The 22,813-nt window shown below is 70.6% G+C and carries 20 protein-coding genes; 9 read left to right on the forward strand and 11 right to left on the reverse strand.

The window, feature by feature from the left end; all coding sequences use genetic code 11:
• Positions 1-125 precede the first annotated feature (125 nt).
• The 4 genes from EV684_RS16180 to EV684_RS16195 all read left to right on the forward strand — a co-directional run bounded on the left by EV684_RS16180 (position 126) and on the right by EV684_RS16195 (position 3,534).
• Positions 126-341 (forward strand): hypothetical protein, encoded by a 216-nt coding sequence (locus tag EV684_RS16180; protein ID WP_132648318.1) that lies wholly within the window; start codon positions 126-128, stop codon positions 339-341.
• An 8-nt stretch (positions 342-349) separates the two neighbouring features.
• Positions 350-1,333: a DUF6976 family protein gene (locus EV684_RS16185; protein WP_132648319.1), complete on the forward strand. Its 984-nt coding sequence runs from the start codon at positions 350-352 to the stop codon at positions 1,331-1,333.
• A 198-nt stretch (positions 1,334-1,531) separates the two neighbouring features.
• A complete protein-coding gene (locus EV684_RS16190) occupies positions 1,532-3,262 on the forward strand; it encodes a B12-binding domain-containing radical SAM protein (protein WP_132648320.1) in 1,731 nt (576 codons plus the stop codon).
• Positions 3,250-3,534, forward strand: a complete 285-nt coding sequence (locus tag EV684_RS16195; protein WP_132648321.1) for a nucleotidyltransferase family protein — start codon at positions 3,250-3,252, stop codon at positions 3,532-3,534. The genes EV684_RS16190 and EV684_RS16195 overlap by 13 nt, the downstream gene beginning before the upstream one ends.
• 31 nt (positions 3,535-3,565) lie before the next feature.
• Here the strand turns inward: EV684_RS16195 and EV684_RS16200 are convergent, their stop codons facing one another.
• Complete coding sequence (locus EV684_RS16200; protein ID WP_132648322.1) at positions 3,566-4,231, reverse strand: O-methyltransferase; 666 nt, start codon at positions 4,229-4,231, stop codon at positions 3,566-3,568.
• A gap of 80 nt (positions 4,232-4,311) precedes the next feature.
• Between EV684_RS16200 and EV684_RS16205 the strand changes: the two genes are divergently transcribed.
• Entirely contained in the window at positions 4,312-4,941 is a 630-nt protein-coding gene (locus EV684_RS16205) for a TetR family transcriptional regulator (RefSeq protein ID WP_132648323.1), read from the forward strand.
• Between the two features lie 97 nt (positions 4,942-5,038).
• Here EV684_RS16205 and EV684_RS16210 read toward each other — a convergent pair whose 3' ends face one another.
• Genes EV684_RS16210 through EV684_RS16230 form a run of 5 tightly spaced genes read right to left on the reverse strand, consistent with a single transcriptional unit; the run spans position 5,039 to position 12,771 of the window.
• A complete protein-coding gene (locus EV684_RS16210; RefSeq protein ID WP_132648324.1) occupies positions 5,039-8,260 on the reverse strand; it encodes a type I restriction endonuclease subunit R in 3,222 nt (1,073 codons plus the stop codon).
• On the reverse strand, positions 8,257-8,946 hold the full coding sequence (locus EV684_RS16215; RefSeq protein ID WP_132648325.1) for an abortive infection family protein: 690 nt from the start codon (positions 8,944-8,946) through the stop codon (positions 8,257-8,259). Before EV684_RS16215 ends, EV684_RS16210 begins: the two co-directional genes overlap by 4 nt.
• The gene (locus EV684_RS16220; RefSeq protein ID WP_132648326.1) at positions 8,946-10,136 is read right to left on the reverse strand and encodes a restriction endonuclease subunit S; all 1,191 of its coding nucleotides are present in this window, start codon (positions 10,134-10,136) and stop codon (positions 8,946-8,948) included. The genes EV684_RS16215 and EV684_RS16220 overlap by 1 nt, the downstream gene beginning before the upstream one ends.
• The gene (locus EV684_RS16225; RefSeq protein ID WP_132648327.1) at positions 10,133-11,230 is read right to left on the reverse strand and encodes a PDDEXK nuclease domain-containing protein; all 1,098 of its coding nucleotides are present in this window, start codon (positions 11,228-11,230) and stop codon (positions 10,133-10,135) included. Before EV684_RS16225 ends, EV684_RS16220 begins: the two co-directional genes overlap by 4 nt.
• Positions 11,227-12,771 carry a type I restriction-modification system subunit M gene (locus EV684_RS16230; protein WP_132648328.1) on the reverse strand — a complete coding sequence of 515 codons (1,545 nt, stop codon included), beginning with the start codon at positions 12,769-12,771 and terminating at the stop codon, positions 11,227-11,229. Before EV684_RS16230 ends, EV684_RS16225 begins: the two co-directional genes overlap by 4 nt.
• 405 nt (positions 12,772-13,176) lie before the next feature.
• Here EV684_RS16230 and EV684_RS16235 point away from each other — a divergent pair, with 405 nt between their 5' ends.
• A complete protein-coding gene (locus tag EV684_RS16235) occupies positions 13,177-14,853 on the forward strand; it encodes a 2-isopropylmalate synthase (RefSeq protein WP_132648329.1) in 1,677 nt (558 codons plus the stop codon).
• Here EV684_RS16235 and EV684_RS16240 read toward each other — a convergent pair.
• The 3 genes from EV684_RS16240 to EV684_RS16250 are packed head-to-tail and all read right to left on the reverse strand — an operon-like array spanning position 14,819 to position 16,848.
• Complete coding sequence (locus EV684_RS16240) at positions 14,819-15,547, reverse strand: DUF6064 family protein (RefSeq protein ID WP_207896859.1); 729 nt, start codon at positions 15,545-15,547, stop codon at positions 14,819-14,821. The genes EV684_RS16235 and EV684_RS16240 overlap by 35 nt on opposite strands.
• Positions 15,548-15,557: 10 nt before the next feature.
• Complete coding sequence (locus EV684_RS16245; protein WP_132648330.1) at positions 15,558-16,469, reverse strand: aldo/keto reductase; 912 nt, start codon at positions 16,467-16,469, stop codon at positions 15,558-15,560.
• A gap of 1 nt (position 16,470) precedes the next feature.
• Entirely contained in the window at positions 16,471-16,848 is a 378-nt protein-coding gene (locus EV684_RS16250; RefSeq protein ID WP_132648331.1) for a DUF1428 domain-containing protein, read from the reverse strand.
• Positions 16,849-16,956: 108 nt separating this feature from the next.
• On the opposite strand from EV684_RS16250, the gene EV684_RS16255 reads away from it, so the two are divergent.
• The 3 genes from EV684_RS16255 (at position 16,957) to EV684_RS16265 (ending at position 19,891) form a co-directional block, all read left to right on the forward strand.
• The gene (locus EV684_RS16255) at positions 16,957-17,967 is read left to right on the forward strand and encodes a metal-dependent hydrolase (RefSeq protein ID WP_132648332.1); all 1,011 of its coding nucleotides are present in this window, start codon (positions 16,957-16,959) and stop codon (positions 17,965-17,967) included.
• Between the two features lie 73 nt (positions 17,968-18,040).
• Positions 18,041-19,435, forward strand: a complete 1,395-nt coding sequence (locus EV684_RS16260) for a sensor histidine kinase (RefSeq protein WP_132648333.1) — start codon at positions 18,041-18,043, stop codon at positions 19,433-19,435.
• Positions 19,436-19,648: 213 nt separating this feature from the next.
• Positions 19,649-19,891, forward strand: a complete 243-nt coding sequence (locus EV684_RS16265) for a hypothetical protein (RefSeq protein WP_132648334.1) — start codon at positions 19,649-19,651, stop codon at positions 19,889-19,891.
• A gap of 108 nt (positions 19,892-19,999) precedes the next feature.
• On the opposite strand, the gene EV684_RS16270 is transcribed toward EV684_RS16265, so the two are convergent.
• Positions 20,000-20,710: a dihydrofolate reductase family protein gene (locus EV684_RS16270; protein ID WP_242478683.1), complete on the reverse strand. Its 711-nt coding sequence runs from the start codon at positions 20,708-20,710 to the stop codon at positions 20,000-20,002.
• A gap of 72 nt (positions 20,711-20,782) precedes the next feature.
• Positions 20,783-22,708, reverse strand: coding sequence for a hybrid sensor histidine kinase/response regulator (locus EV684_RS16275; protein WP_132648335.1), 1,926 nt, complete (start codon positions 22,706-22,708; stop codon positions 20,783-20,785).
• Between the last annotated feature and the right edge of the window lie 105 nt (positions 22,709-22,813).

Here is a 22,813-nt window from a genome sequence, read left to right on the forward strand (position 1 = left end):
TTTTTGCCGCCTTCAGGTTTGGCCTGATCGACTTTGCCGTTTTCTGCGTGTCAAATCGCAGCTTCCCCGGCCGGCTCCCGGGGCTCGAGGCAACAGGCGCGCCGGTGCGCCTCATGGAGACACGCATGGCCATTCCCGACCTGAACCATCCCTGCTGGAAGCGGCTTGCCGACGGCGCCATTGCACGCATCAAGACCCAGCACCTGGGCACCCAGCTGCTGTGCAAGCGCATCGAGCGCAGCGGCGACCCGCTGGGCAACAAGATCGCCGACATGCACGCGTTCTTCACGAAGTGGGAGCGCATTCTTCCGAACGAAGTCCAGCAGCTCACCACCGTCTGAGGCCACCGATGAACCAACTCGTCTCGCTGCAGGTCGCCGCCGACCTGATCCGTTCCGGTGCCGCGCTGAGCATCGCCGGCCACGACGCCGCGCTGCGCGCCCTGCCGCCCGGGGACTGGATCGGCGGCTCGATCCCGTACTTCATGGTCGCCGCCGGCGGTACCGTCGCCCACGAGCAGCAGGTCTTCGTGACCGACCTGACGCCGTTGGGCCAGGTGAGCTTCGCCTGCTACGGTGCCGACGAGCTCGCCGGCATCGCCGGCAACGCGCCGGACAACGGCGTGTCGCTGACCATCATCCCCGGAGGCAGCGCTGCCCACCAGCGTTTCGCCGCCGAAGCCGCGGGTTACGAGGACGCCTTCGTCAAACCGACCGTCGGCTGGATCGCCGGCTGCCGCGTCGAGGACATCGGCCAGGTCAAACCCACCGTCTACGACGGCCGCAGCGCCACGCGCCACGAAGACCGCGCCGTCGTCGCCTACATCACGCTGCCGGCCGACAAGCTGGCCTGCCTCGACATCGTCAACCTCTTCGAGCCCGACGACGGCGACGTGCTGCGCTTCGACGAGACGAGCTTCGAGGTCGGCAGCTGCCGCGTCAACGGCGAGACCGTCGACTTCGCCGCCTACCTGCGCTCGCGCGGGCTGGAGCACGGCCGCCTGCCGCTGGTGGGCGACTTCGCCGGCGCGCGCATCAACGCCTCGCTGCAGAGCGTGCCGGCGGCGGGCGGCCGCGTGCAGCTCTACGCGCCGGTGTTCCCGGGCGTGGACTACCGCGTCGCGCGCCCCATCGACGACTACGCCGCCGCCTTCCGCGCCAGGCTGGCCGAGCAGGAGCAAGCCGGCGCCGTGCTGGCCTGCAACTGCGTGCTGAACTTCCTGTTCGGCGAGCTCGAAGGCAAGGCCATCGGCGGCGTCGAGGGCCCGGCGACCTTCGGCGAGATCGCCTACCAGCTGCTGAACCAGACGATGGTCGTGCTGCGCGTCGTCTGAGCGGCCCCGCCGACGCCTGCCCAGCCCCGCCGGGGCGAGTTCTCACCGACGGACACGATTGCGCCGCCCCGCAGGCGGCCGCACCCGGCATTTGCGGGGTTCCGCAGCCGGGCGCGCCCGGGCGACGCTAGTCCACCTGCCGCCGGCGAGCGCCGCCCCCGCCCGCGCCGCCGCCGCCGCAGGCCGGAGGGAACGCCGTTGAGCCATCCGACGACACGCAGGGAGGCCCGCTTCCTGCTGGTCTACAACGACCGCTTCAAGCACATCCGCACCGCGACGCAGGACGCGCCCAACCCGCTGGTCGGCGACCCCGCGCTGGAGCTGGCGCCCTTTCTCGGCGCCGAGCCCGCCGAGCTGCTGGCGCTGCACTACGCCGGCGGCCGCGGCGCGGCGTTCTCCGCCGACAAGCTGTTCGATGAAGGCGCCGGCGCCGGCTTCCTGACCACCGCGGCGCTGGCCGGCATCCTGGCGCAGGCCGGCATCGCCTTCGACCTCGTCGGCGAGCGCGAGCTGGAGGCCGACGCGCCGCTGGTACGCACGCCCGGCGCGCCCACCGCCGTCGGCCTCAGTACCACGCACCTGTTCGACGCCCCGTCGGTGGCCGCGCTGGTGGCGCGTGTGCGCCGCCACCTGCCCGGCGTGCCGGTGCTGCTGGGCGGCGCCGGCGCGACGCTGAACCCGTCGTGGTTCGAGGCCTCGGGCGCCGACTACCAGGTGGTGGGCGACGGCGAGCAGGCCCTGCCGGCGCTGCTGGCGCGGCTGCACGCCGGCGCCGCCGTCGACACCGTGCCCAACCTGCGCTGGCGCCAGGGCGGCCGCGTGATGGCCAGCGGCCTGACGCATGCCGCGGTGCTGGACGAGATCCCGCTGCCGCGGCCCGACCTCGTCAGCGACGGCGGCGGCTGGCCGCTGGCGACCTTCTACGAGTCGCGCCGCGGCTGCCCCTACAAGTGCGCCTTCTGCAGCTACCCGAACCAGTCGCCCAGCTCGCGCCACAAGAGCGCCGAGCACATGGCCGACGAGTTCGCCTTCTACGCCGCGCAGGGCGTGCGCTTCGTCGCCTGCCACGACTCGAGCATGCTGACGCCGCGGCCGCGCATGCGCCGCTTCACGCGGCTGCTGATCGAGCGCGGCTCGCCGTTGCTCTGGGGCTGCTGGGGCTACCCCAACGAGCTCGACCCCGAGCTGCTGGAGGACATGTTCCGCGCCGGCTGCCGCTACGTCGCGGTGGGTGTGGAGTCGGCCGACGAGGCCGTGCTGCGGAGCATGCAGCGCCCGCCGTCCAGCCTGGGGCTGGCGCAGGGCCTGGCCAACGTGCAGCGCGCCGGCATGATCCTGTCGGTGCAGCTGCTGGTCGGCTTCCCGGGCGAGACCGAGGCGACGATCGCGACGACGCTGGACTTCGTCGCGCGCAGCGCGCCCGACTTCTATTCGGCCCAGCCCTTCCAGGTGCGCGACGAGGCCGCCCCGGCGGTGCGCGACCCGGCGCGCTACGGCCTGAGCATCGAGCGCGACGGCGACGGCCGCGTGACCGGCTGGCGCCACGCCGGCATGGACAGCCGCCAGGCCGAGGCCCAGGTGCGTGCGATGCAGACGCACATCGCGCTGGCGCTGGAGCGGCCCTTCTATCACGGGCTGCTGCGCGCCGGCAGCTCGATCGGCGTGCTGCCGCCGGCCGACGCCGACGGCCTGGCGCTGCTGCGCGCGCACCTGCTGCCGGTGCTGAAGGAATGGGAGCGTGCGCTGGTCTTCCACCCCGCCAGCGCGCTGGGCGACGTGCCGCCCGACGCGGCGCGCTACCGCGCCCACCGCGACCGCGCGCGCCGCCGGCTGGACGAGGCGCTGGCCTGCGGGGCGTTGGTGGAGGTGGCGTTCGGCTGTCTGCCGCGGCGCGGACCGCGGGATAAACTGCCGCCATGCACCCGCTGATCGAATCCCACCGGGAACAACTGCTGGCGCTCGCCCGGCGGCGCGGGGTGACGGGGGTGCGCGTGTTCGGCTCGATGAGCCGGGGCGACGCCAACGACGATAGCGACGTCGATCTGCTCGTCAGCCTGCGCCCCGGCGTCAGCGCGCTGGCGCTCGGTGGCCTGCTGCTGGACGCCCAGGAACTGCTGGGCCGCCGGGTGGACGTCGTCACCGAGGCCAGTCTGCATCCGGCGCTGCGCGAGAGCGTGCTGGCCGACGCCGTCGCGCTGTAACGCCGGGGCGCGCTGCCTGGCAGCCGCCGGCTCAGCCCAGCCGCATCGACAGCTCGACGTCGGCCCCGAACGGCAGCGAGACCCAGCCCGCGCCCGGCGCACGCACCTGGGCGAGGTAGTCGGGGCTGTCGTCGGCGTTGTCGGCGACGACCAGCGCGCCCGGCCGCAGCCGCGGCAGCACCAGCGCCAGGACGTCGGGGTACAGCGCCTTGGCGCCGTCGAGCAGCAGCAGGTCGACCACCGGCGGCAGGCCTTCAGCCAGCGTCTGCAGCGCGTCGCCTTCGCGGATCTCGACGCCTTCGGCCAGGCCGGCGGCGGCCAGGTTCTGGCGGGCGCGCGCCACCTTGCCGGGCTCGAACTCGGTGCCGATCAGCCGGCCGCCGCCGTTGTCGCGCAGCGCCGCGGCCAGGTGCAGCGTCGACAGGCCGAACGAGGTTCCGAACTCGACCACCGTGCGCGCGCCGGTGGCACGCGCCAGCAGGTAGAGCAGGCGGCCGGTCTCGCGCGAGACGGGCAGCGGCTGGTCCTTCAGGCGGGCGTAGAGCTCGCGGTAGCCGCTGCGGCTGCGCACTGCGGCGGCCTGTTCGTCGGGCGAGAGCTCGGCCAGCAGCGCGTGCAGCGCCGGCATGGCGGCGTCGGCTTCGGCGAAGAGGCGGTTCAGCAGGGGCGCCAGCGGCGCGGTGTCGAGGGTGTTCATGGCAGTCCTTCACGAGGGGGAGTGCCATGAATAATATGAAGCACCCTTCACATTCGCCATTCGCGTTCCGGGAGCCGACGATGACCGAACCGCGCCAGCCCGCGATCACCTCGCGGCGCAAGCCGAAACAAGCCCGCAGCAACGACCTGGTGGCCGCCATCCTGGAGGCCGCGGTTCAGGTTCTGGCCAAGGAAGGCGCACGCCGGTTCACGACGACCCGCGTGGCCGAACGCGCCGGCGTCAGCGTCGGCTCGATCTACCAGTACTTCCCGAACAAGGCGGCGATCCTGTTCCGGCTGCAGAGCGACGAGTGGCGCGCCACCAGCGAGATGCTGGCGCGCCTGCTGGACGACCGCCGCCGCCCGCCGCGCGAGCGCCTGCGGCGGCTGGTGCACGCCTTCCTGAAGTCCGAATGCGAAGAAGCGGCGATCCGCGGGGCGCTGGACGATGCGGCGCCGCTGTACCGGGATGCGCCGGAGGCGCTGGACACGCGTGCGGCCGGGGAACGTGCGCTGCGTGCGTTTGTCGACGAGGTGATGCCGCAGGCGCCCGAAGCGCGGCGCGCGCTGGCAGCGGAGCTGATCACGACGACGCTGAGTGCGGTGGGGAAGCGGGTATCGGAGACGGGGAGGTCTCAGGCGAGGGTGCGGGCGATGGGGGAGGAGGTGGTGGGGATGGTGTGGGGGTATCTGGAGAGCGCCGACGGGTGAAGGCGCGAACACAACCAGACGAAAGCGGTCCCGCCACAGGGTGCCGTACTCCCCGGCTCCTGAGCGAGCTTGCCACGGCTTGCAAGCGCGCAGGGCTTCAACGCGTCAGCTCGTCGGCCAGCATTTCGGCCTGCTTCAGCACAGTCTCGGTCGCCAGAAGCTGCATGTCCGGCGGGTAGCCGTACTGACGCAGCGTGCGCTTGACCATAACTTTCAGCTTGGCGCGCACGTTCTCTTTGATCGTCCAGTCGATGCTGGCGTTCTCGCGCACGCGCTGCGTCAGCACCACCGCCAGCTCGCGCAACTGGTCCTTCTGCATCAGCTCGCGCGCGCTATCGTTGTGAGCCACCGCGGTATAGAAGGCGTACTCGAAGGGGCTCAGGCCCAGTTGCCGGGCCTCCTCGTCGGCCGCGACGATGTCCTTGCTGAGCTTGATCAGCTCGTCCATCACCTCGGCAGCCGTCAGGATCTTGTTCTGGTACTTGCGGATGGCGGCGTCCAGCAGGTCCGTCAGCGAGCGGCTCTGCACCAGGTTGCGCCTGGCGCGCGCCTTCAGCTCGTCGCCGAGCAGCTTCTTCAGCACCTCCAGCGCCACGTTCTTGTGCTCGTAACCCTTGAGTTCGGCCAGGAAGTCGTCGGAGAGGATAGAGATGTCCGGCTTCTTGATGCCGGCGGCGTCGAACACGTCGACCACCTGTTCGGACACCAGCGCCCGGTCGATCACCTGGCGGATCGTCGTCTCCAGTTCTTCGCTGCTACGGCCGTTCGACGGGGCGTCGAACTTGACCAGCCGCGCCTTGACCGCCTGGAAAAAGCCCACCTGGTCCTTGACGGCCATGGCCTCGTCGTGCGGCACCGCGATCGCGAAGGCCTGCGACATCGCGGCCACCTCGTGGATATAGCGCTTGCGACCGTCCTCCAGGCCCAGGATGTGTTCTTCGGCCCGCAGGATCAGCGACAGCTTCTCGCCGACGTCGGCCGCGAAGAACCCTTCGTAGGCAAAGCCGTGGTACAGGGCCGAGACCACCTCAATCTTCTCCAGCAGCAGCCGCACCGCCTGCTCTTGGGCGAGCGCCGGGTCGCCCTTGCCGCCGGCGTCGGAGTAGAACGACAGCGCCTGCTTCAGGTCGGCCGCGATGCCCAGGTAGTCCACCACCAGACCGCCCGGCTTGTCCTGGTGCACACGATTCACGCGCGCGATCGCCTGCATCAGGTTGTGGCCCTTCATCGGCTTGTCGATGTAAAGCGTGTGCATGGCCGGAGCATCGAAGCCGGTGAGCCACATGTCGCGCACGATCACCAGCTTCAAGGGGTCGGCGTCGTCCTTCATGCGCTCGGCCAGCAGCTTGCGCTGCTCCTTGGTGGTGTGGTGCAACGCCAGCTTCGGGCCGTCTGCGGACGAGGCCGTCATGACCACCTTCATCACCCCGCGCCGCAGGTCGGGGTCGTGCCACGCCGGCCGCAGCCTGCTGATCTGCTCGTAGAGCTCGACCGCGATGCGGCGCGACATGCTCACCACCATGGCCTTGCCGGCGAACACCTCCTGCCGCGCCTCGAAGTGGGCCACGATGTCGCGCGCGATGTTCTGCACGCGCGCCTCGCTGCCGATCAGCGCTTCCATCCGGGTGCGGCGCGCCTTGGCCTCCTGCGTCTCGCTCAGCTCGTCGGCCTCCAGCGCTTCGTCCAGCTCGGCGACGAGTTGCCGGCCCTCGTCGCTCAGGCCCACCTTGGCCAGCCGGCTTTCGTAGTAGATGCGCACCGTGGCACCGTCATCCACCGCCTGCGCGATGTCGTAGACGTCGACGTAGTGGCCGAACACCGCCGGCGTGTTGACGTCGGCCTTCTCGATCGGCGTGCCGGTGAAGCCCAGGTAGGTGGCGTTGGGCAGCGCGTCGCGCAGGTACTTGGCGAAGCCGTAGACCAGCTTCTTGCCGATGACCTGACCGGCGGCGTCCTTCACGTCCACCGTGCGGGCCTCGAAGCCGTACTGCGTGCGGTGCGCCTCGTCGGCGATGACGACGATGTTGCGGCGCGGCGAAAGCTCGTCGTGCACGTTGCCGCTGGCGGGCTGGAACTTCTGCACCGTCGAAAACACCACGCCGCCGGCCGCCACCTTCAGCAGGCGCTTCAGGTGCTCGCGGTCCTGCGCCTGCACCGGCTCCTGCCGCAACAACTGGCGCGACGCGGCGAAGGTGTCGAAGAGCTGGTCGTCCAGGTCGTTGCGGTCGGTCAGCACCAGCACCGTCGGGTTGTCCATCGCCAGCACGATCTTGCCGGTATAGAACACCATCGACAGCGACTTGCCCGAGCCTTGCGTGTGCCACACCACGCCGGCCTTGCGGTCGCCCCGGGGCTGATCCTGTACACCGGGCACGCCGTAGGAGGCCGGCGTCTCGCGCACGACCTGCGGCGCGCTGAGGTCGGCAGCCCGCAGCGTGGAGGCCACGGCCGCGTTCACCGCGTAGTACTGGTGGTAGGCCGCCAGCTTCTTGACGCTGCTGACCGTCATCTGCCCGGTCTGAGGGTCTTGCCTGCGTGCCCGCTCGAAGACGATGAAGTGCCGCAGCAGGTCCAGCATCGTGGCCGGCGGCAGCATGCCCTGGATCAGCGTCTCCAACTGGCTCACCAGATGCGAGGCCTCGGCGCGACCGTCGGCGCTCTTCCAGGCCATGAAGCGCGACAGCCCGGCCGACAGCGAACCCGCCCGTGCTTCCAGGCCGTCGGAGATCACCACCCAGGCGTTGGAGTGGAACAGCGCCGGCAGTGTCTGCTTGTAGGTCTCGACCTGCTGGTACGCCGTCTTCAGCGTGGCGTTCTCGCTGCCGGCGTTCTTCAGCTCCACCACCACCAGCGGCAGGCCGTTGACGAACAGCACCAGGTCCAGGCGCTTGCGCTCCGCGTGCGGCTGCTCGTCCTGCGCCACGGTGAACTGGTTCACCACCAGGAAGTCGTTGGCTTCGGGGCGGACGAAGTCGATCAGCCCGACACGTTCGCCGCGCGTCTGGCCGTCCTGCTGCCGCTCGACCGTCACGCCTTCGGTCATCCAGCGGTGGAAGTGTTCGTTGGCCGCCAGCAGGTCCGGCGAGGTGTAGCGCTGCACCTCCTTGATCGCCGTCGCCACCACCGCCGCGGGCAGGCGGTGGTTGATGCGGCGCACCGCCTGCTCGAAGCGCCCGGCCAGCAGCACCTCGCTGTAGCGGGCGCGCTCGGGCGCGTCGCCATCGGGCGCCAGCACCGCGCCGTGCAGATGGCGCCAGCCCTGGCGTTCCAGCAGCTTGATCGCGAAGGCTTCGATGGCGGATTCGGTGAGGTAGCTCATGCGCCTTCCCCAGGGCTGTCGTCGGCATCGGACTCGGCGAAGGCCCGACACTCGGCCGCATAAGCCTGCCCGTCCAGCGCGAACAGGATCTCGCTGGCCGGGTAGGCGTACTCGCCCATAGCGAACTCGCCGAAGGTCTCGTCCCAGTAGTCGTTGAACGCCTCGTTGTCCTCGTAACCGAGTTTGGCGCTGCCGTCTTCGGCGAGGACGGCCGCCGGCGGGGCGGCCCGCTGCGCCTGCCGATCTTCGAAGGCCCGGATGAGGAACACAGCCACCACCACCGTGCTGTCCAGCAGGAACTCGCGCGTCAGCAGGTCGACCTGGCTGTTGCGGGCTTCCAGTTCGGCGAGCGGCCGGCCGTGGGACGTGGGGCTGATCTCGTTGCGCAGTTCACCGATCTGCTGGCCGATATTGGCCAGCGAGGCCGATATCTGGGTGACCAACTGAGCGCCGCTGTAGCCCAAGGCGGCAAAGGCCTTCTTCAGCACGCCGTTGACCGTTGAGGCAGCGTCGAGCGGTGTGCCGCGAGCGAGGCAGATTTCCTTCCCGATGCTCTCCAGCAATGCCTTGGCATTCTCCAAGGCATTGCTGAAATCGGCTTCTCGGGCGGCTTCGACACGATCCACGTACAGCGTCAAAGGCGCCCAACGGCCATGCTGTTCGATCACCGCCCGCAGTTTTTGCATCAGAAGCTCACCCGCACTTCGCCACTCATCAGCTTGGGCAGCAGCGTGTCGCGCAGAGACTCGAGCTGACGAATCTGCAACTCGTTGCTGCGCAGCTTGCCGAAGATCGGTGTCGCGATCTCGTCAAAGGCTTCGAGCTTTTCCGTCGGCGGCAGCTTGAACGGCAGCGCCTTGAAGTTCGACTTTGAAATCTCCTCGAAGGTGGAGCCGTTGCCGGCCGCCTTGATGTCGTCCATGTGGTGCTTGCACCAAAGGTACGCGAAGTAGTTCGGGATGCCATCGTCACAGATCATGGCAATGTAGCCTTGATTGATGGCAATCGGAATATCGGTGATCGCCAGATAGCCGATGGGCGCCCGCGAGGACATCAGGACCGTGCCCGGCGGTAGCAAGCCTGAGCCGATCTGCGCCAGGCCAAGGGGTGTGATCTTTCGACTCGTGTCGAACAGGTAGACGCCGTTGGCTCCGGCCAAGTCTCGGGGGGATGTCCAGGCGATATCACCATCCCAGTAGCTCGCCTCTTTGGTGCTGGGTGTCGTGCCCCCGCGGATGGAGAGCATCTCGCCAACCGTGCAGGACTCCCACTGTTCGTCCGCTTCCTCGACGAACCACTGCCGGAACAGCGTCTCGGCCATGGCTTCGAGGGTTTGGCTCTGACGACGCAGAAAGTCGCTCTTTTGGTCGAACCCGTGAAGCGCTTCGGCAATAGCCACCTGCTCAAGCAGCGGCGGCAACTGAATCGGCAATCGCCGCAGGATTGACGAGTTCAAGTTGGGCATCGTCGACCCCACAGCGTGCCCACTTACCCAGCCCTTGATTTCATCGGTGGCGAGATAGTACGCGCAGAATCTCGGGTGGACATCCGAGGAGGAGAAGCGGATGCGCAGACAACCCGTACCGCACAACCAACCCGACTCAGCGTGAGTGACATATGCACAACGCTCAACATCACCTCTTCGGCTGTATACGATATCCCCCTCGCTAACTCGGTAGCGATCCAGGCGCTCGGCATCCGCCTCGGTGATTCTTGCTATTCCGTTGTGAATGACCTCCAATCGCGCGCCGATATTGGTAGGCATAATCGTCGGAATTCCGACATCAACATAGTCTGCTGCGTGCAGCTGACTGCCAAACGGCCCGGTCTGAATGGTGGCGTGTTCGCCGAGACTGGTTGTCTTCCATTCCTTCATTGGGCATCCCCCCGCAACTCCAACCTCGCCCTCGCCTCCCCCAGCGCCCGGTGCAACCTGTCCCGCAGCACCTCCTTCGGCGGCAGTTGCAACCAGTACTCGGCCACGTGGATCTGGTCCTTTTCCAGGTCCATCAGCTCGACCACCTCGTCGTCCTTGTCGCTGCACAGCAGGATGGCGATCGGCGCGTTCTCGCCGGGCTGCTGCTCGTGCCGGGCCAGCCACTTCAGGTACAGCTCCACCTGGCCTTTGTGCTCGGGCCTGAACTCGCCCAGCTTCAGCTCGACCAGCACCAGCCGCCGCAACCGGCGGTGGAAGAACAGCAGGTCGATGACGTAGTCGTGCCCGCCCACCTGGATGCGCTTCTGCCGGCCCATGAAGGCGAAGTCGCTGCCCAGCTCGAGAATGAAACGCTCCAGCTCGGCCAGGATGGCGGCTTCCAGGTCCTTCTCGGTGAAGCCGTCCTTCAGGTCCAGGAAGTCCAGCAGGTAGGGATCCTTCAGAAACAGCGCAGGGTTGGCGCCGGCGCCCTGGCTCTGGGCGTTGCGCAGCAGCGCCAGCTCCTGGCAGATCGCGGCCTCGGGCTGTTTGGCGATGGCGGTGCGCTCGAACAGCAGGCCGTCGATGCGTTCGCGCAGCGTGCGCACCGGCCAGCGGGCCTGGGCGCAAAGCTCGGTGTAGAAGGCGCGGCGCGTGGGGTCGTCGATCTTGATCAGCTCGACGAAGTGCGACCAGCTCAATTGTTGCGACAGCGTCGCAACGATCTGCTCGTCGGGCTGGCAGTCGAAGAACCGGGCCATGCGTGTCAGCCCCGAATGGCTGAAGCCGCTGCCGTAGTCGCGCGTCAGGCGCCCGGCCAGTGCCTTCAGCACGCCAGCGCCATAGGCCGCGCGTTCGCCCTGCAGCACCCGTGTCCTGATGGTCTTGCCGACCTGCCAGTAGCTGAGCACCAGCGCCTGGTTCACCTGCGTCAGCACCTGCGCCCGCGCCTGCTCGACGCGCTGCCGGATGTCCTGGTACAGCGCGTCGACCTCGGCCTCGGCCAGGCTTGCCGGGCCGGCGGGTGTACCGCCGCTGGCGCGCTTGCGGCTCACAGCTTCACCTTGGCCAGGTTCTCGGCGATGGCGGCGTTCAGCCGCGCTTCTTCCAGCAGCTGCGCCTCGAACTCGGCCTTCAGCGCCGCGAAGCGCGCGGCGAAGTCGAAGTCCTCTTCTTCGTCGGGCAGGCCGACATAGCGCCCGGGGGTCAGCACATGGTCCAGCTCGGCCACGCGCGTCAACGACACCGAGGCGCAGAAGCCCTTGACGTCGGCGTAGCCCGGCTCGCCGGTGCGCCAGGCGTGGTAGGTGGCGGCGATGTGCTCGACGTCGTCGCCGCTCAGCTCACGCGTGCGGCGGTTGATCAGATGCCCCAGGTTGCGTGCGTCGATGAACAGGATCTCGCCCTTGCGCGGATGGCCGTTTTCGCGCGCCCGGTTCATGAACCACAGGCAGGCCGGGATCTGGGTGTTGAGGAAGAGCTTGGCCGGCAGGTTGACGATGCAGTCGATCAGGTTGGCCTCGGCCACCAGCGCGCGGCGGATCTCGCCTTCGCCGCCGCTCTTGCTGGTGAGCGAGCCCTTGGCCAGCACCACGCCCGCCCGGCCATTGGGTGCCAGGTGGTGCAGGAAGTGCTGCAGCCACGCGAAGTTGGCATTGCCCACCGGCGGCACGCCGTACTTCCAGCGCCCGTCCTTGCGCAGCAGTTCACCGCTCCAGTCGCTGACGTTGAAGGGCGGGTTGGCGATGACGAAATCGGCCTTCAGGTCTTTGTGGGCGTCGTTCAGGAACGAGCCCTCGGTGTTCCACTTGACCTGCGACGATTCGATGCCGCGGATGGCCAGGTTCATGCGCGCCAGCCGCCAGGTGGTCTGGTTGCTCTCCTGGCCGTAGATGGAGATGTCCTTCACCTGGCCCTGGTGCGAAGCCACGAACTTCTCCGACTGCACGAACATGCCGCCCGAGCCGCAGCAGGGGTCGAACACCCGGCCTTTGTAAGGTTCCAGCATCGCCACCAGCAGCTCTACGATGGAGCGCGGGGTGTAGAACTGCCCGCCCTGCTTGCCTTCGGCCAGCGCAAACTCGCCCAGAAAGTACTCGAACACATGGCCCAGCACGTCGGCGCTGCGAGCCTTGGCATCGCCCAGGGCGATGTTGCCGATAAGCTTCATCAGCCCGCCCAAGCTGAGCGGGTCAAGGTTCTGGCGCGAGAAGACCTTGGGCAGCACACCCTTGAGCAACGCGTTCTCGCGCTCGATGGCATCCATCGCGGCGTCGATGAGGCTGCCGATGGTGGGCTGCGTGGCCTGGCTCAGCAGAAAGGACCAACGGGCCTCGGCCGGCACGAAGAAGACGTTCTCGGCGCTGTACTCGTCCTTGTCTTCCGGGTCGGCACCGGCGTACACGCCGACACCGGCCTCCAGCCTGGAATGCAGTTCCTCGAAGGCATCGGAGATGTACTTCAGGAAGATCAGGCCCAGCACCACGTGCTTGTATTCGGCCGCGTCGATGTTCTTGCGCAGCTTGTCGGCGGACTTCCAGAGCTGTTTCTCGAGGGGTTCTTCCTGGGCGGGCTTGTCAGCCTTCGGGCGGGCCATGGTGGCGGTATTTCCTCTTGTTACTGCGGGGCGGTGAATCCTACCCGCGCCAATTCGCCGCAAGCGTCTGCGCTGCGCCATTCAAGCCGGTATTCATCAAGTGAGTGATGCCTGCCGCTTCCCCCATAATCCCCCCATGCCCGCCCGCCTCCCGCACTCCCTACGCCTATGCCTGACGCTGGGCCGGGATCCGCACGTGCGCGCGGCTGACACGACCCCGTTCGCGGGTCGCTAGACACTCCCCCAGATCCCGGCCTCGAAGCGGCGCCTGCCAGGGCACCGCAGGGGAGCGTCGTGCCGTTCGCCGGCATCCGCAGCACGTTCCCCCTCGCCTTCCGTCTTTGACACCTGCGTCCGCACGCCGCCCAGCCGATGGGCCACGCGGCGCATGCCTTCGAGGCCCCGATGCTGCAAACCCCCGAGACCAAGTACCGCCCCTATCCCGCCCCCGTGATGGCCGACCGCCGCTGGCCGTCGCAGACGCTCACCCAGGCGCCCGTCTGGCTGTCGACCGACCTGCGCGACGGCAACCAGGCGCTGTTCGAGCCGATGAACGCCGAGCGCAAGCTGCGCCTGTTCGAGCTGCTCGTCGGCGTCGGCTTCAAGGAGATCGAGGTCGGCTTCCCGGCCGCCTCGGCCAGCGACCACGCCTTCGTGCGCCGCCTGATCGACGAACAGCGCCTGCCCGCCGACGTCACGCCGATGGTGATGACCCAGGCGCGCGAAGACCTGCTCGTGCGCACCGTCGAGTCGCTGCGCGGCGCGCGCCGCGTCATCGTGCACCTCTACAACGCCACCGCGCCGCTGTGGCGCCGCGTCGTCTTCGGCATGGGCGTCGACGAGGTGCTGGCCTTCGTCGACCGCCACGTGCGCCTGCTGCGCACGCTGACCGACGCCGCGCCCGAGACCGAATGGGTGCTGCAGTACTCGCCCGAGACCTTCTGCATGACCGAGCCCGAGGTCTCGCTGGCCGCCTGCACCGCGGCGCTGGAAGCCTGGGACGCCGGCCCCGGCCGCCCGGTGATCCTGAACCTGCCGACCACGGTGGAAGTGGCCACGCCCAACGTCTTCGCCGACCAGATCGAGTGGATGCACCGGCGCCTGCCGCGCCGCCAGCACGTCGTGCTGTCGATTCACCCGCACAACGACCGCGGCACCGGCGTGGCCTGCGCCGAGCTGGCGCTGCTGGCCGGCGCGCAGCGTGTCGAAGGCACGCTGTTCGGCAACGGCGAGCGCAGCGGCAATGTCGACCTGGTGACGCTGGCGCTCAACCTCTACGCGCTGGGCGTGGCGCCGGGGCTGGACTTCTCGGACATCGGCCACGTCGCGCGCGAGGTCGGGGCCTGCACCGGCTTGCCGCTGCACCCGCGCCACCCGTACGCGGGCGACCTCGTCTTCACGGCCTTCTCGGGCTCGCACCAGGACGCCATCCGCAAGGGCCTGGCGGCGCAGGAGCCGGGCGGCCTGTGGCAGGTGCCCTACCTGCCGGTGGACCCGCAGGACCTGGGCCGCACCTACGACGGCCTGATCCGCGTGAACAGCCAGTCGGGCAAAGGCGGCATCGCCTGGCTGATGGAGCGCCACCACGGCCTGGCGATGCCGCGCCGGATGCAGGTGGAGTTCAGCAGCGTCGTGCAGGCGCACGCCGACGCCGCCGAAGCCGAGGTCGACGCCGACACGCTGTGGCAGCTGTTCGACGCCGCCTACCTGGCGCCGACGGCCGCCGGCGGCGCGCTGGACTGGCACGGCCATGCGCTGGCGGCGGTGCCGGGCGGCGTGGAGATCACGCTGGACGTCACCGGCGCCGACGGCAGCGCGCGCCGCCTGGTCGGCCGCGGCGCCGGCCCGGTGGACGCGGCGGCGCAGGCGGTGCGCAGCGCCTTCGGCATCGCGCTGGAGATCGTGCACTTCGAGGAACGTTCGATCGGCGGCGGCTCCGACGCCCAGGCCTGGGCGCTGGTCGAGGCCGCCACGCCGGGCGTGGCCGGCACACGTTTCGGCGCCGGGCGCCACGCCGACATCGCCACCGCCGGCGTGCTGGCGGTGCTCAGCGCGGCGGCGCGGCTGGGGGCGGCGGGTTAGGCCGGCGCGGGCCGGATCGCCCGGGTCGCCCCGCGGCCAGGCCCGCCAGCGCCAGCCCCGCGGCGCCCAGCAGCACCCAGCCCTGCCCGGCACCCATCGTCAACAAGGTCGTCACGCCGAGCGCACACCACCCCAGCGCCAGCGTGCACGCGCCGGCCACCAGCCAGCGCGTGAGTCGGCCCGCAGCGCCTGCCATCAGCAGCGCGCCCAGCGTGCCGATCGCGGTCGGGTCCGGCGCCAGGCCGAAGATTTCGGCCTGGCGCCAGGGCCGACCTGACACCACGGCCAGCAGCGGATACACCAGCAGCGCCGCGGCGCACAGCAGCAGCCCGACGCTGCGGCGCGCGCACGGGCCCAGCGGCCGCAGGTCGGCACGCGTGGCCAGCAGCGCCAGCAGCGCGGCCTGGACGACGAAGCCGACGGCAAAACCCGACGCCAGCCAATTGATCGGCGCGTACAGCGGCTGCAGGAAAGCGAAGGCGACGAAGGCCCAGGCCGCCGCCAGGCCCGCCGCCGCGGCCCGCGGCGCCAGGCGCGCACCACGTTGTGCCCCCACCAGCCAGGCGAGGCCGGCCGCCAGCAGCAGCGGCTGCAGCGGCCACCAGGCGCGGTTGAGCAGCTCGAACAGCCGCCAGTAGGTGGCCGGCGCGAACATCAGGAAGTCGGACGGCCGGTAGGTCCACCACTCGCTCATCGTGCGGCCGTCACAGCGCCGCCACCTCGGCGGCCATGCGCTCGCGCAGCGCGGCATCGGGCAGGCGGCCCTGCATCGCGCCCATGTTCTGGCGCAGGTGCGCCACCTGGCTCGTCGCCGGGATCACGCAGGTGACGGCCGGGTGCGAGATCACGAACTTCAGCGCCACCTGGGCCCAGCCGTCGCAGCCGATCTCGGCGGCCCAGCCGGGCAGCGGGTGGCGCTGCAGGCTGTCCAGCAGCCGGCCCTGGCGGAACGGGCGGTTGACGATGACGGCGATGCGCCGCTCCTGCGCCAGCGGCAGCAGGCGGCGCTCGGCTTCGCGGTCCAGCAGGTTGTAGCTGAGCTGCACGAAGTCGACCGGCTGGCTGCGCAGGATCTGCTCGATCTCGCCGTGCCGCCGCCCTTCGGAGGTGGTGACGCCGACGTAGCGCAGCCGCCCGGCGGCCTTCATCTCCAGCAGGCGCGGCAGGTGCTCCTGCCAGGCCAGCAGGTTGTGCACCTGCATCAGGTCGAAACGCGGCACGCCCCAGAAGGCGCGCGAAGCCTCCATCTGCGCCGCGCCGCGCCGGGCGTCGCCGATCCACACCTTCTCGGCGGAGAACAGCGCCGGCGGCCGCCCCAGGCGCGCCAGCGCGTGGCCGATGGTCGCTTGCGACGAGCCGTACATCGGCGAGCTGTCGATCAGGCGCCCGCCGGCGGCGAAGAAGGCGCGCACGACCTCGGTGCAGGCCTCGCGCGCCGACGCGTCCTCGCCGACGTTGAAGGTGATCCAGCTGCCCAGGCCCACCGCCGGCAGCGCCTCGCCGCTGGACGGGATGGTGCGCGCCGGCACGGTGGCCGCCAGCGCCTGCCCGGGCCAGGCGGCAAGCACCGCCGCGCCGGCCAGCCAGCGGCGGCGGCCGGCGTCGGCCGGGCGCACGCTAGGCGCCCTGCTCGAGCACGACCACCGGCTCGAAGCCGCCGAAGATCATGCGTTTGCCGTCGAAGGGCATCGGGTTCTCGGCCGGATCGACACGCGGGTCGGTCTTCATCAACTCGTCCAGCCGCGCCATCGCCTCGTCGCGAGTCGGCTTGTCAGGCCACTCGACCCAGGCGAAGACCACGGTCTCGTCCTCGGTGGCCTGCACCGCGCGGCGGAAGTCGGTCCACTGGCCGGCCTTCACGTCGTCGCCCCAGCACTCGAGGATGCGGGTGGCGCCCTGCTCGATGAACAGGGCGTCGAAGCGGCTGGCGTGGGCTATGAACTGCTGCTTGTTCGCGGTGGGCACCGCGATGACGAAACCGTCGACGTAAGGCATGGGCGTCTCCCGAAACGAGGGTGGGGCGTCGGCGGAGCAAGCCAGGTTCCCGCCGGGCCGGCAAACCCGTGTTAACCCGGGGGCGGAGGCCGCCGCCAGAATCGGCGCATGGACTCCGTTTCGCAACTGGCGCTGGGCGCCGCCGTCAGCGTGGCGGTGATGGGCCGGCGCACGGCGGTATGGAAGGCGGCGCTGTGGGGCGCGGTGGCCGGCACGCTGCCCGACCTGGACGTGCTGGTCGACCACGGCGACGCCATCCGCAACATGGTGCTGCACCGCGGCGCGACGCACTCGCTGTTCTGGCTGACGCTGCTGTCGCTGCCGCTGGCCGCCGCCGTGGCGCGGCTGCACGGCGAGGCCGCGCTGTGGCGGCGCTGGTGGCTGGCAATCTGGCTGGCACTCGTCACGCACCCGCTGCTGGACACGATGACGGTCTACGGCACGCGGCTGGCGCTGCCCTTCAGCGACTGGCCGTTCGCCGTCGGCAGCATCTTCATTATCGACCCGCTGTTCACGCTGCCGCTGCTGGCCGGCGCCGGCTGGGCGCTGGCTTCGCGGGGCAGCGCGCGCGGGCTGCAGGCCAACGCCGCCGGGCTGCTGCTGGGCTGCGCCTATCTCGCCTGGAGCGCGGCAGCGCAGGCCCATGTCGAACGCGTGGCGCGCGCCGCGCTGGCGGCGCAGGGCATCGCCGCCGGGCAGGTGCTGGTCACGCCGACGGCCTTCAACACGGTGCTCTGGCGCGTCGTCGCGATCGACGGGGATCGTTACCACGAAGGCTTCCATTCGCTGCTCGACCGCGGCCGGGCGATGCACTTCGACGGCTTCGACCGCGGCGCCGAACTCGCGACGGAGCTGCAGGACGTCGCCGGCGTGCGCCTCGTCGCCGCGTTCAGCAAAGGCTTCTACAAGCTGCACGCCGAAGGCGACGCGCTCTTCGTCACCGACCTGCGCATGGGGCAGGAGCCGGCCTACGTGTTCACGTTCGCCGTGGCCGAACGGCACAGCCCCGTTCGGCCGCTGGCCACGCCCGAGCAGCGCAGCGCCAGCCTCGATGTCCGCCTGGGCCTGGCCTGGCTGTGGCGGCGCGCGCTGGGCGAGGACTTGCCGCCGCCGCGGTAAGCGGGACCGCCTCGGGGAAGAGAAATGTCCCTATCCTGCCCGTCGACGCAGCCCCGGACCGGAGACCACCACCATGTTGTCGGGCCTGACCCCAGCCGAGGCTTACGCATTTGGCGCCGGCCTCGTGCACTTCACGCTGGCACTGGTGTTCTGGTACGGGCGCCGGTTCCGCCCCGACTGGGGCCTGAGCTGGCTGGCACTGAGTTACGCCGCGTCGGCGCTCGTCAACATGCCCGGCCTGCTGCCCTCGGGTGCCGCACGCCAGCCCCTGACGGCCGGCTTCTTCGTCGTCCTGGTGCTGGGCGTCTCGGCGCTGGCCGCGCTGGTGGCAGGCGTGCGCCAGTTCATCGGCCGCGGCCGCCAGCCGGCACTGGGCTTCGCACTGGCCTTCGTGGGCTTCGTCGCCGCCTCGAGCCTGCTGCGGGCTCTGGGCTTTAAGGATCTCGGCGGCCAGATGGCCGCCAGTGCGCTCTTCGTCTACCTGGCGGTGTTGTGCGCCGGTGCCCTGCGCCAGGTGGCCGGCATCGGCAACCGGGTGGCACTGGCCTCGATGCTGGTCTATCCGGTGATGGTGCTGAGCGCGCTCGGGCTCGGCATGGACACCACCGCGCTCAACCTCTGGGCGGCGGTGCCGTTCGCGCTGGTCGGGCTGGGCCTGGTGGTGGCGGCGCTGGGGCGCTACCAGGTGGAGCTCGACGCCGAGCTGGACCGGCGCGAACGCGCCGAGTCCCAGCTGCGGCGGCTGAACGCTTCGCTCGAGGAACGCATCGAGGCGCGCACCGTCGAGCTGCGCGACATGGTCGAAGGGCTCGAGTCCTTCAACCGGATGGTGTCGCACGACCTTCGCGGTCCGCTGGGCGGCCTGAGCGGGCTGTCGGCACTGGCCGGACAGGCGCTATCCGAAGGCGACACGCAGCGCGCCCAGCGCATGCTGGACCTGATGCGCAGCGAAACCGGGCGCCTCGTGGAGCTGGTGAGCGACCTGCTCACGCTGGCCCGCGTCAGCCATGAGGACATCGAGCTGCGTCCCACGGCACTCGACGGCGTGCTCGACGAGGCTCTGCAGGTCCTCGCGCTGAGCCACGGCGCCGAGCTGGCACAGGCCATCTCCCGCGAGTCGCTGCCCGAGGCACAGGCCGACGGCCGGCTGATCCGCCAGGTGTTCGTCAACCTGCTGGGCAACGCGCTGAAGTTCAGCGCCGGACGGCCCGGCGTGCGGGTGCGCGTGAGCGGCGAGCGCACGCCGGGCCAGGTGGTGGTGGAGGTGCGCGACAACGGCGTCGGCTTCCCCGAAGCGCGCGCGGACGAGCTGTTCCAGCCCTTCCGGCGCCTGCACGGCAACGCGTTCGACGGCACGGGGATCGGCCTGACGATCGTGCGGCGCATTGTCGAGCGCCACGGCGGGCGGGTCTGGGCCGAGGGCCGGCCCGGCGACGGTGCGAGCTTCTTCTTCAGCCTGCCGTCGTGAACGAGAACGACGCCACCCCGTCGGCCGAGCGCACGAAGCGCCCTGAGCTCGCCAGTCCGAGGTCGGCGACGGACGGCCGGCGCGGGCGAACCGCAACACGGCGGCAAGGTGCTTCGCCGCGCCCGCAGCCACGCCGTCACGGACCACGCCCATACTCCGACAAACGCCGGCCTTGGCGCCACCTTCGTGGTACGCCGTGCGGGAACGACGAACATGGCCCGAGACCCCGAGATTCCCCAGGACGAAGGCAGCCGCGCGGCGGACGATGACGGCTGCACCGCCGAGGGCGGCGCGCCGGCGCAGCCGCCGGGCGAGACCCGCGGCGCGGCGCCGTGTGCGCCGACGCTGCGTGACGGCGAGGCGGCGGCCGCATCGCCGTCCGCCGCCGCCGCGGAGCCAGGCTTCGTGCGCCGCTTCCGCCGTGGCCGCTGGACGGTCACGGAGGCCCCGCGCTGAGGTGTCGCCCTTGGCCCAGGTCCGCCTCCGCGCGAGCGCCGTGCGCGCGACGCCGGCATGTCCCGGGCACCAAGCCGCAAGCTCGGACGGTCTCGCCGACGCACGCCATCAGCCGGCGGCCGCGCCTTCGCCGTTGAGCACCTCGTAGTCCAGCAGCAGCCACGAGTGCTGCAGCCGGCGCACCTCGTTGAGCACCAGGGCCTTCACCTGGCGCAGTTCGGCGGCGTCGCGCAGCGGTGCGCCGTCCACCAGCGTCGGCGTCGTCGCGCCGCCCACCAGCGCCGGGGCGAGCACCAGCGACACACGGTCGACCAGGCCCTGGCGCAGCAGCAGCGCGTTGAGCGTGCCGCCGGTCTGGATCGTCAGGCGCTCGACGCCGTGCTGCGCCTTCAGCGTGTGCAGCAGGCGCGCGAAGTCGATGCGGCCGTCGAAGGGCAGGATCTCCAGCCCGTGCGCCCCTCGGCGCTGGAAGACCGGGTGCTGCGCATTGGCGGTCGCCAGGAACAGCCGGCGGCAGCGGCCTAGCAGGTGGTCGACGCCGGCCAGCGTCAGGTGGTGGTCGTCGGCAATGACGAAGCTGACCGGCAGCCGCACGGTCGCCGGCCCGGCCTCGTTGACGCCGATCTTGGCCATCACGCGGCCGCTGTTCAGCGCGAACAGGTCGGTGCAGCGTTCCAGCTCGTAGTACTGCGCCAGGCCATCGCCGACGCCGGGCAGCGCCGGCAGGTCGCGGTCGAAGTCGCGGGTGTCGACGTCGCCGGTGGAGATCTTGCCGTCCACCGAGCACAGCATGAACAGGGTCGTGATGGGGCGGGACATGGGCGCGGGCGTGGTGGCGGGGCGGCCATTGTCGGCCCGCCGCGCGCGCCTTCGGCCCGGCCCGGGCGGCTTCTACAGCCAGCGCTGCAAGGTGTCGAACAGGCGCTGTGGCTCGACCGGCTTGGGCAGGTGGTCGTTCATGCCGGCCTCCAGGCAGGCGGCGCGGTCCTCGGCGAAGGCATTGGCGGTCATCGCGACGATGGGGACGGCGCTGCCCAGGTGCTCGCGGATCTGGCGCGTGGCGGCCAGGCCGTCCAGCCCGGGCATCTGCACGTCCATCAGGATCAGCGCGTAAGGCGTGCGCAGCGCCATCTCCAGCGCCTGGCGGCCGTTGTCGGCGGTGTCCACCTGCAGCCCGGCCGCTTCGAGCAGATCGACCACCACCTCCTGGTTGATCGGGTTGTCCTCGGCCAGCAGGATGCGCCGGCCGCGCAGGTCGGCACGCAGCGGCCACGGGTCGTCGAGCGACGGCGGCGGCAGCGGCGCCTGCACGCTCTCGGGCGGCGGCAGTTCGAACTCGGCGCTGAACCAGAACCTGCTGCCTTCGCCCAGGCGGCTGTCGACGCCGGCCTCGCCGCCCATCAGCGTGGCGAAGCGACGCGTCAGCGCCAGGCCCAGGCCGGTGCCACCGTGGCGGCGCGTCGTCGAGTTGTCGCCCTGGTCGAAGGCCTCGAACAGCCGCGCGAGCTGGTCCGGGGCGATGCCCGGCCCGCTGTCCTGCACCTCGAAGCGCGCCAGCAGCCGGTGCTCGTCGCGCCGCAGCTCGCGGCCGTGCAGCCGCACGACGCCACGGTCGGTGAAGCGCACGGCGTTGGCCAGCAGGTTGATCAGCACCTGCGCCAGCCGCGTCGGGTCGCCGATCAGGCGCTCGGGCAGCGGCGCGGTGTCGACGGCCAGCTCCAGCCCCTTCTCCGCCGCCTTGGTACGCACCATCGACAGCGAGCGCTCCAGCACTTCGTCGAGCCGGAACTCCTCGCGCTCCAGGCTCATCTTGCCGGCCTCGATCTTGGACAGGTCGAGGATGTCGCTGATCACCTGCAGCAGATGGCGGGCGGCACCGTCCACCTTGCCCAGGCGACTGCGCTGCTGATCGTCGGTGGCGTCGCGCGCCAGCAGGTGCGTGAGGCCGATGATGGCGTTCATCGGCGTGCGGATCTCGTGGCTCATGTTGGCCAGGAAGGCGCTCTTGGCCCGCGTGGCGGCCTCGGCTTCGGCGGCGCGCTGCAGCAGCTGCACGTTGACGCGCTCGAGCTCGAGCTCGGCGCGTTTGACGTCGGAGATGTCGGCGACGATGACGTTGAAGCCGCGCACCCGGCCATCGACCCGGTCGGGGATGTAGGACGCGAGCGTGTAGCCGATGCTGCCGTCGGCGCGCGTCAGCGTGCGCTGGAAGCGCTGTTCCTCGCCGGCCAGCGCGCCGCGGATGTAGCGCTCGTTGACGCGGAACAGCTCCTCGCCCAGCAGGTCCTGCATGCGAATGCCCAGCATCTGCTCGGGCGTGCGGCCGAACCACTTCAGGTAGGCGACGTTGGCGAAGCGGCAGCGCAGGTCCGCGTCCCAGTAGCCGACCATGCCGGGCAGCGCGTCGGCGATGGCGCGCATGAAACGCTCGCGCTCGGCCAGCGCGTCGCGTTCTGCGGCCAGCTGCCGCAGGCGCTCGTGCGTGTCGTCGGGCGCCGGGGCCGCAGGCGGCGCTGCGGGCCGCGGCCGCGACACGGCGAGCGTGCAGATCAGCAGCGACTCCAGCACGAACACGCCCCAGGCCGGCGCGCCGGCGCCCGGCGCCGCATACACCGCCCCGGCTGCCGCGAGCGCGGCCGCCAGCAGGCCCGGCCCGACGCCGCCGGTCGACACGCAGGCGATGACGGGCAGCAGCAAGAGCAGGAACAGCGTGTCGGCGGGCGCGGCCGCCTGGCGCCAGGCGAGCAGCACGGCCGGGGTCGCCAACAGCGCGAGCAGGTAGGGCCAGCGGCGCGGGGCCGGCGCGCGCTCACGCATGCGCTGCGGCAGGAGAACGAACGGCGGGTCGGGTCACGGCGCGCTCCAGTCACTCGGGCCAGGCCTCGCACCGGCAGGCGAGCGGCCGGTGGATGCGCTGCCGCA

The organism is Rubrivivax gelatinosus (assembly GCF_004340905.1).
Classification (GTDB): domain Bacteria; phylum Pseudomonadota; class Gammaproteobacteria; order Burkholderiales; family Burkholderiaceae_C; genus Rubrivivax; species Rubrivivax gelatinosus.

What these genes read in the sequence shown, in the direction of transcription:
- EV684_RS16180 (WP_132648318.1), top strand. Translation starts at nt 126, where the DNA reads ATGGCCATTCCCGACCTGAACCATCCCTGCTGGAAGCGGCTTGCCGAC.
- EV684_RS16185 (WP_132648319.1), top strand. Translation starts at nt 350, where the DNA reads ATGAACCAACTCGTCTCGCTGCAGGTCGCCGCCGACCTGATCCGTTCC.
- EV684_RS16195 (WP_132648321.1), top strand. Translation starts at nt 3,250, where the DNA reads ATGCACCCGCTGATCGAATCCCACCGGGAACAACTGCTGGCGCTCGCC.
- EV684_RS16200 (WP_132648322.1), bottom strand. Translation starts at nt 4,231, where the DNA reads ATGAACACCCTCGACACCGCGCCGCTGGCGCCCCTGCTGAACCGCCTC.
- EV684_RS16205 (WP_132648323.1), top strand. Translation starts at nt 4,312, where the DNA reads ATGACCGAACCGCGCCAGCCCGCGATCACCTCGCGGCGCAAGCCGAAA.
- EV684_RS16210 (WP_132648324.1), bottom strand. Translation starts at nt 8,260, where the DNA reads ATGAGCTACCTCACCGAATCCGCCATCGAAGCCTTCGCGATCAAGCTG.
- EV684_RS16215 (WP_132648325.1), bottom strand. Translation starts at nt 8,946, where the DNA reads ATGCAAAAACTGCGGGCGGTGATCGAACAGCATGGCCGTTGGGCGCCT.
- EV684_RS16220 (WP_132648326.1), bottom strand. Translation starts at nt 10,136, where the DNA reads ATGAAGGAATGGAAGACAACCAGTCTCGGCGAACACGCCACCATTCAG.
- EV684_RS16230 (WP_132648328.1), bottom strand. Translation starts at nt 12,771, where the DNA reads ATGGCCCGCCCGAAGGCTGACAAGCCCGCCCAGGAAGAACCCCTCGAG.
- EV684_RS16235 (WP_132648329.1), top strand. Translation starts at nt 13,177, where the DNA reads ATGCTGCAAACCCCCGAGACCAAGTACCGCCCCTATCCCGCCCCCGTG.
- EV684_RS16240 (WP_207896859.1), bottom strand. Translation starts at nt 15,547, where the DNA reads ATGAGCGAGTGGTGGACCTACCGGCCGTCCGACTTCCTGATGTTCGCG.
- EV684_RS16250 (WP_132648331.1), bottom strand. Translation starts at nt 16,848, where the DNA reads ATGCCTTACGTCGACGGTTTCGTCATCGCGGTGCCCACCGCGAACAAG.
- EV684_RS16255 (WP_132648332.1), top strand. Translation starts at nt 16,957, where the DNA reads ATGGACTCCGTTTCGCAACTGGCGCTGGGCGCCGCCGTCAGCGTGGCG.
- EV684_RS16260 (WP_132648333.1), top strand. Translation starts at nt 18,041, where the DNA reads ATGTTGTCGGGCCTGACCCCAGCCGAGGCTTACGCATTTGGCGCCGGC.
- EV684_RS16265 (WP_132648334.1), top strand. Translation starts at nt 19,649, where the DNA reads ATGGCCCGAGACCCCGAGATTCCCCAGGACGAAGGCAGCCGCGCGGCG.
- EV684_RS16270 (WP_242478683.1), bottom strand. Translation starts at nt 20,710, where the DNA reads ATGTCCCGCCCCATCACGACCCTGTTCATGCTGTGCTCGGTGGACGGC.
- EV684_RS16275 (WP_132648335.1), bottom strand. Translation starts at nt 22,708, where the DNA reads ATGCGTGAGCGCGCGCCGGCCCCGCGCCGCTGGCCCTACCTGCTCGCG.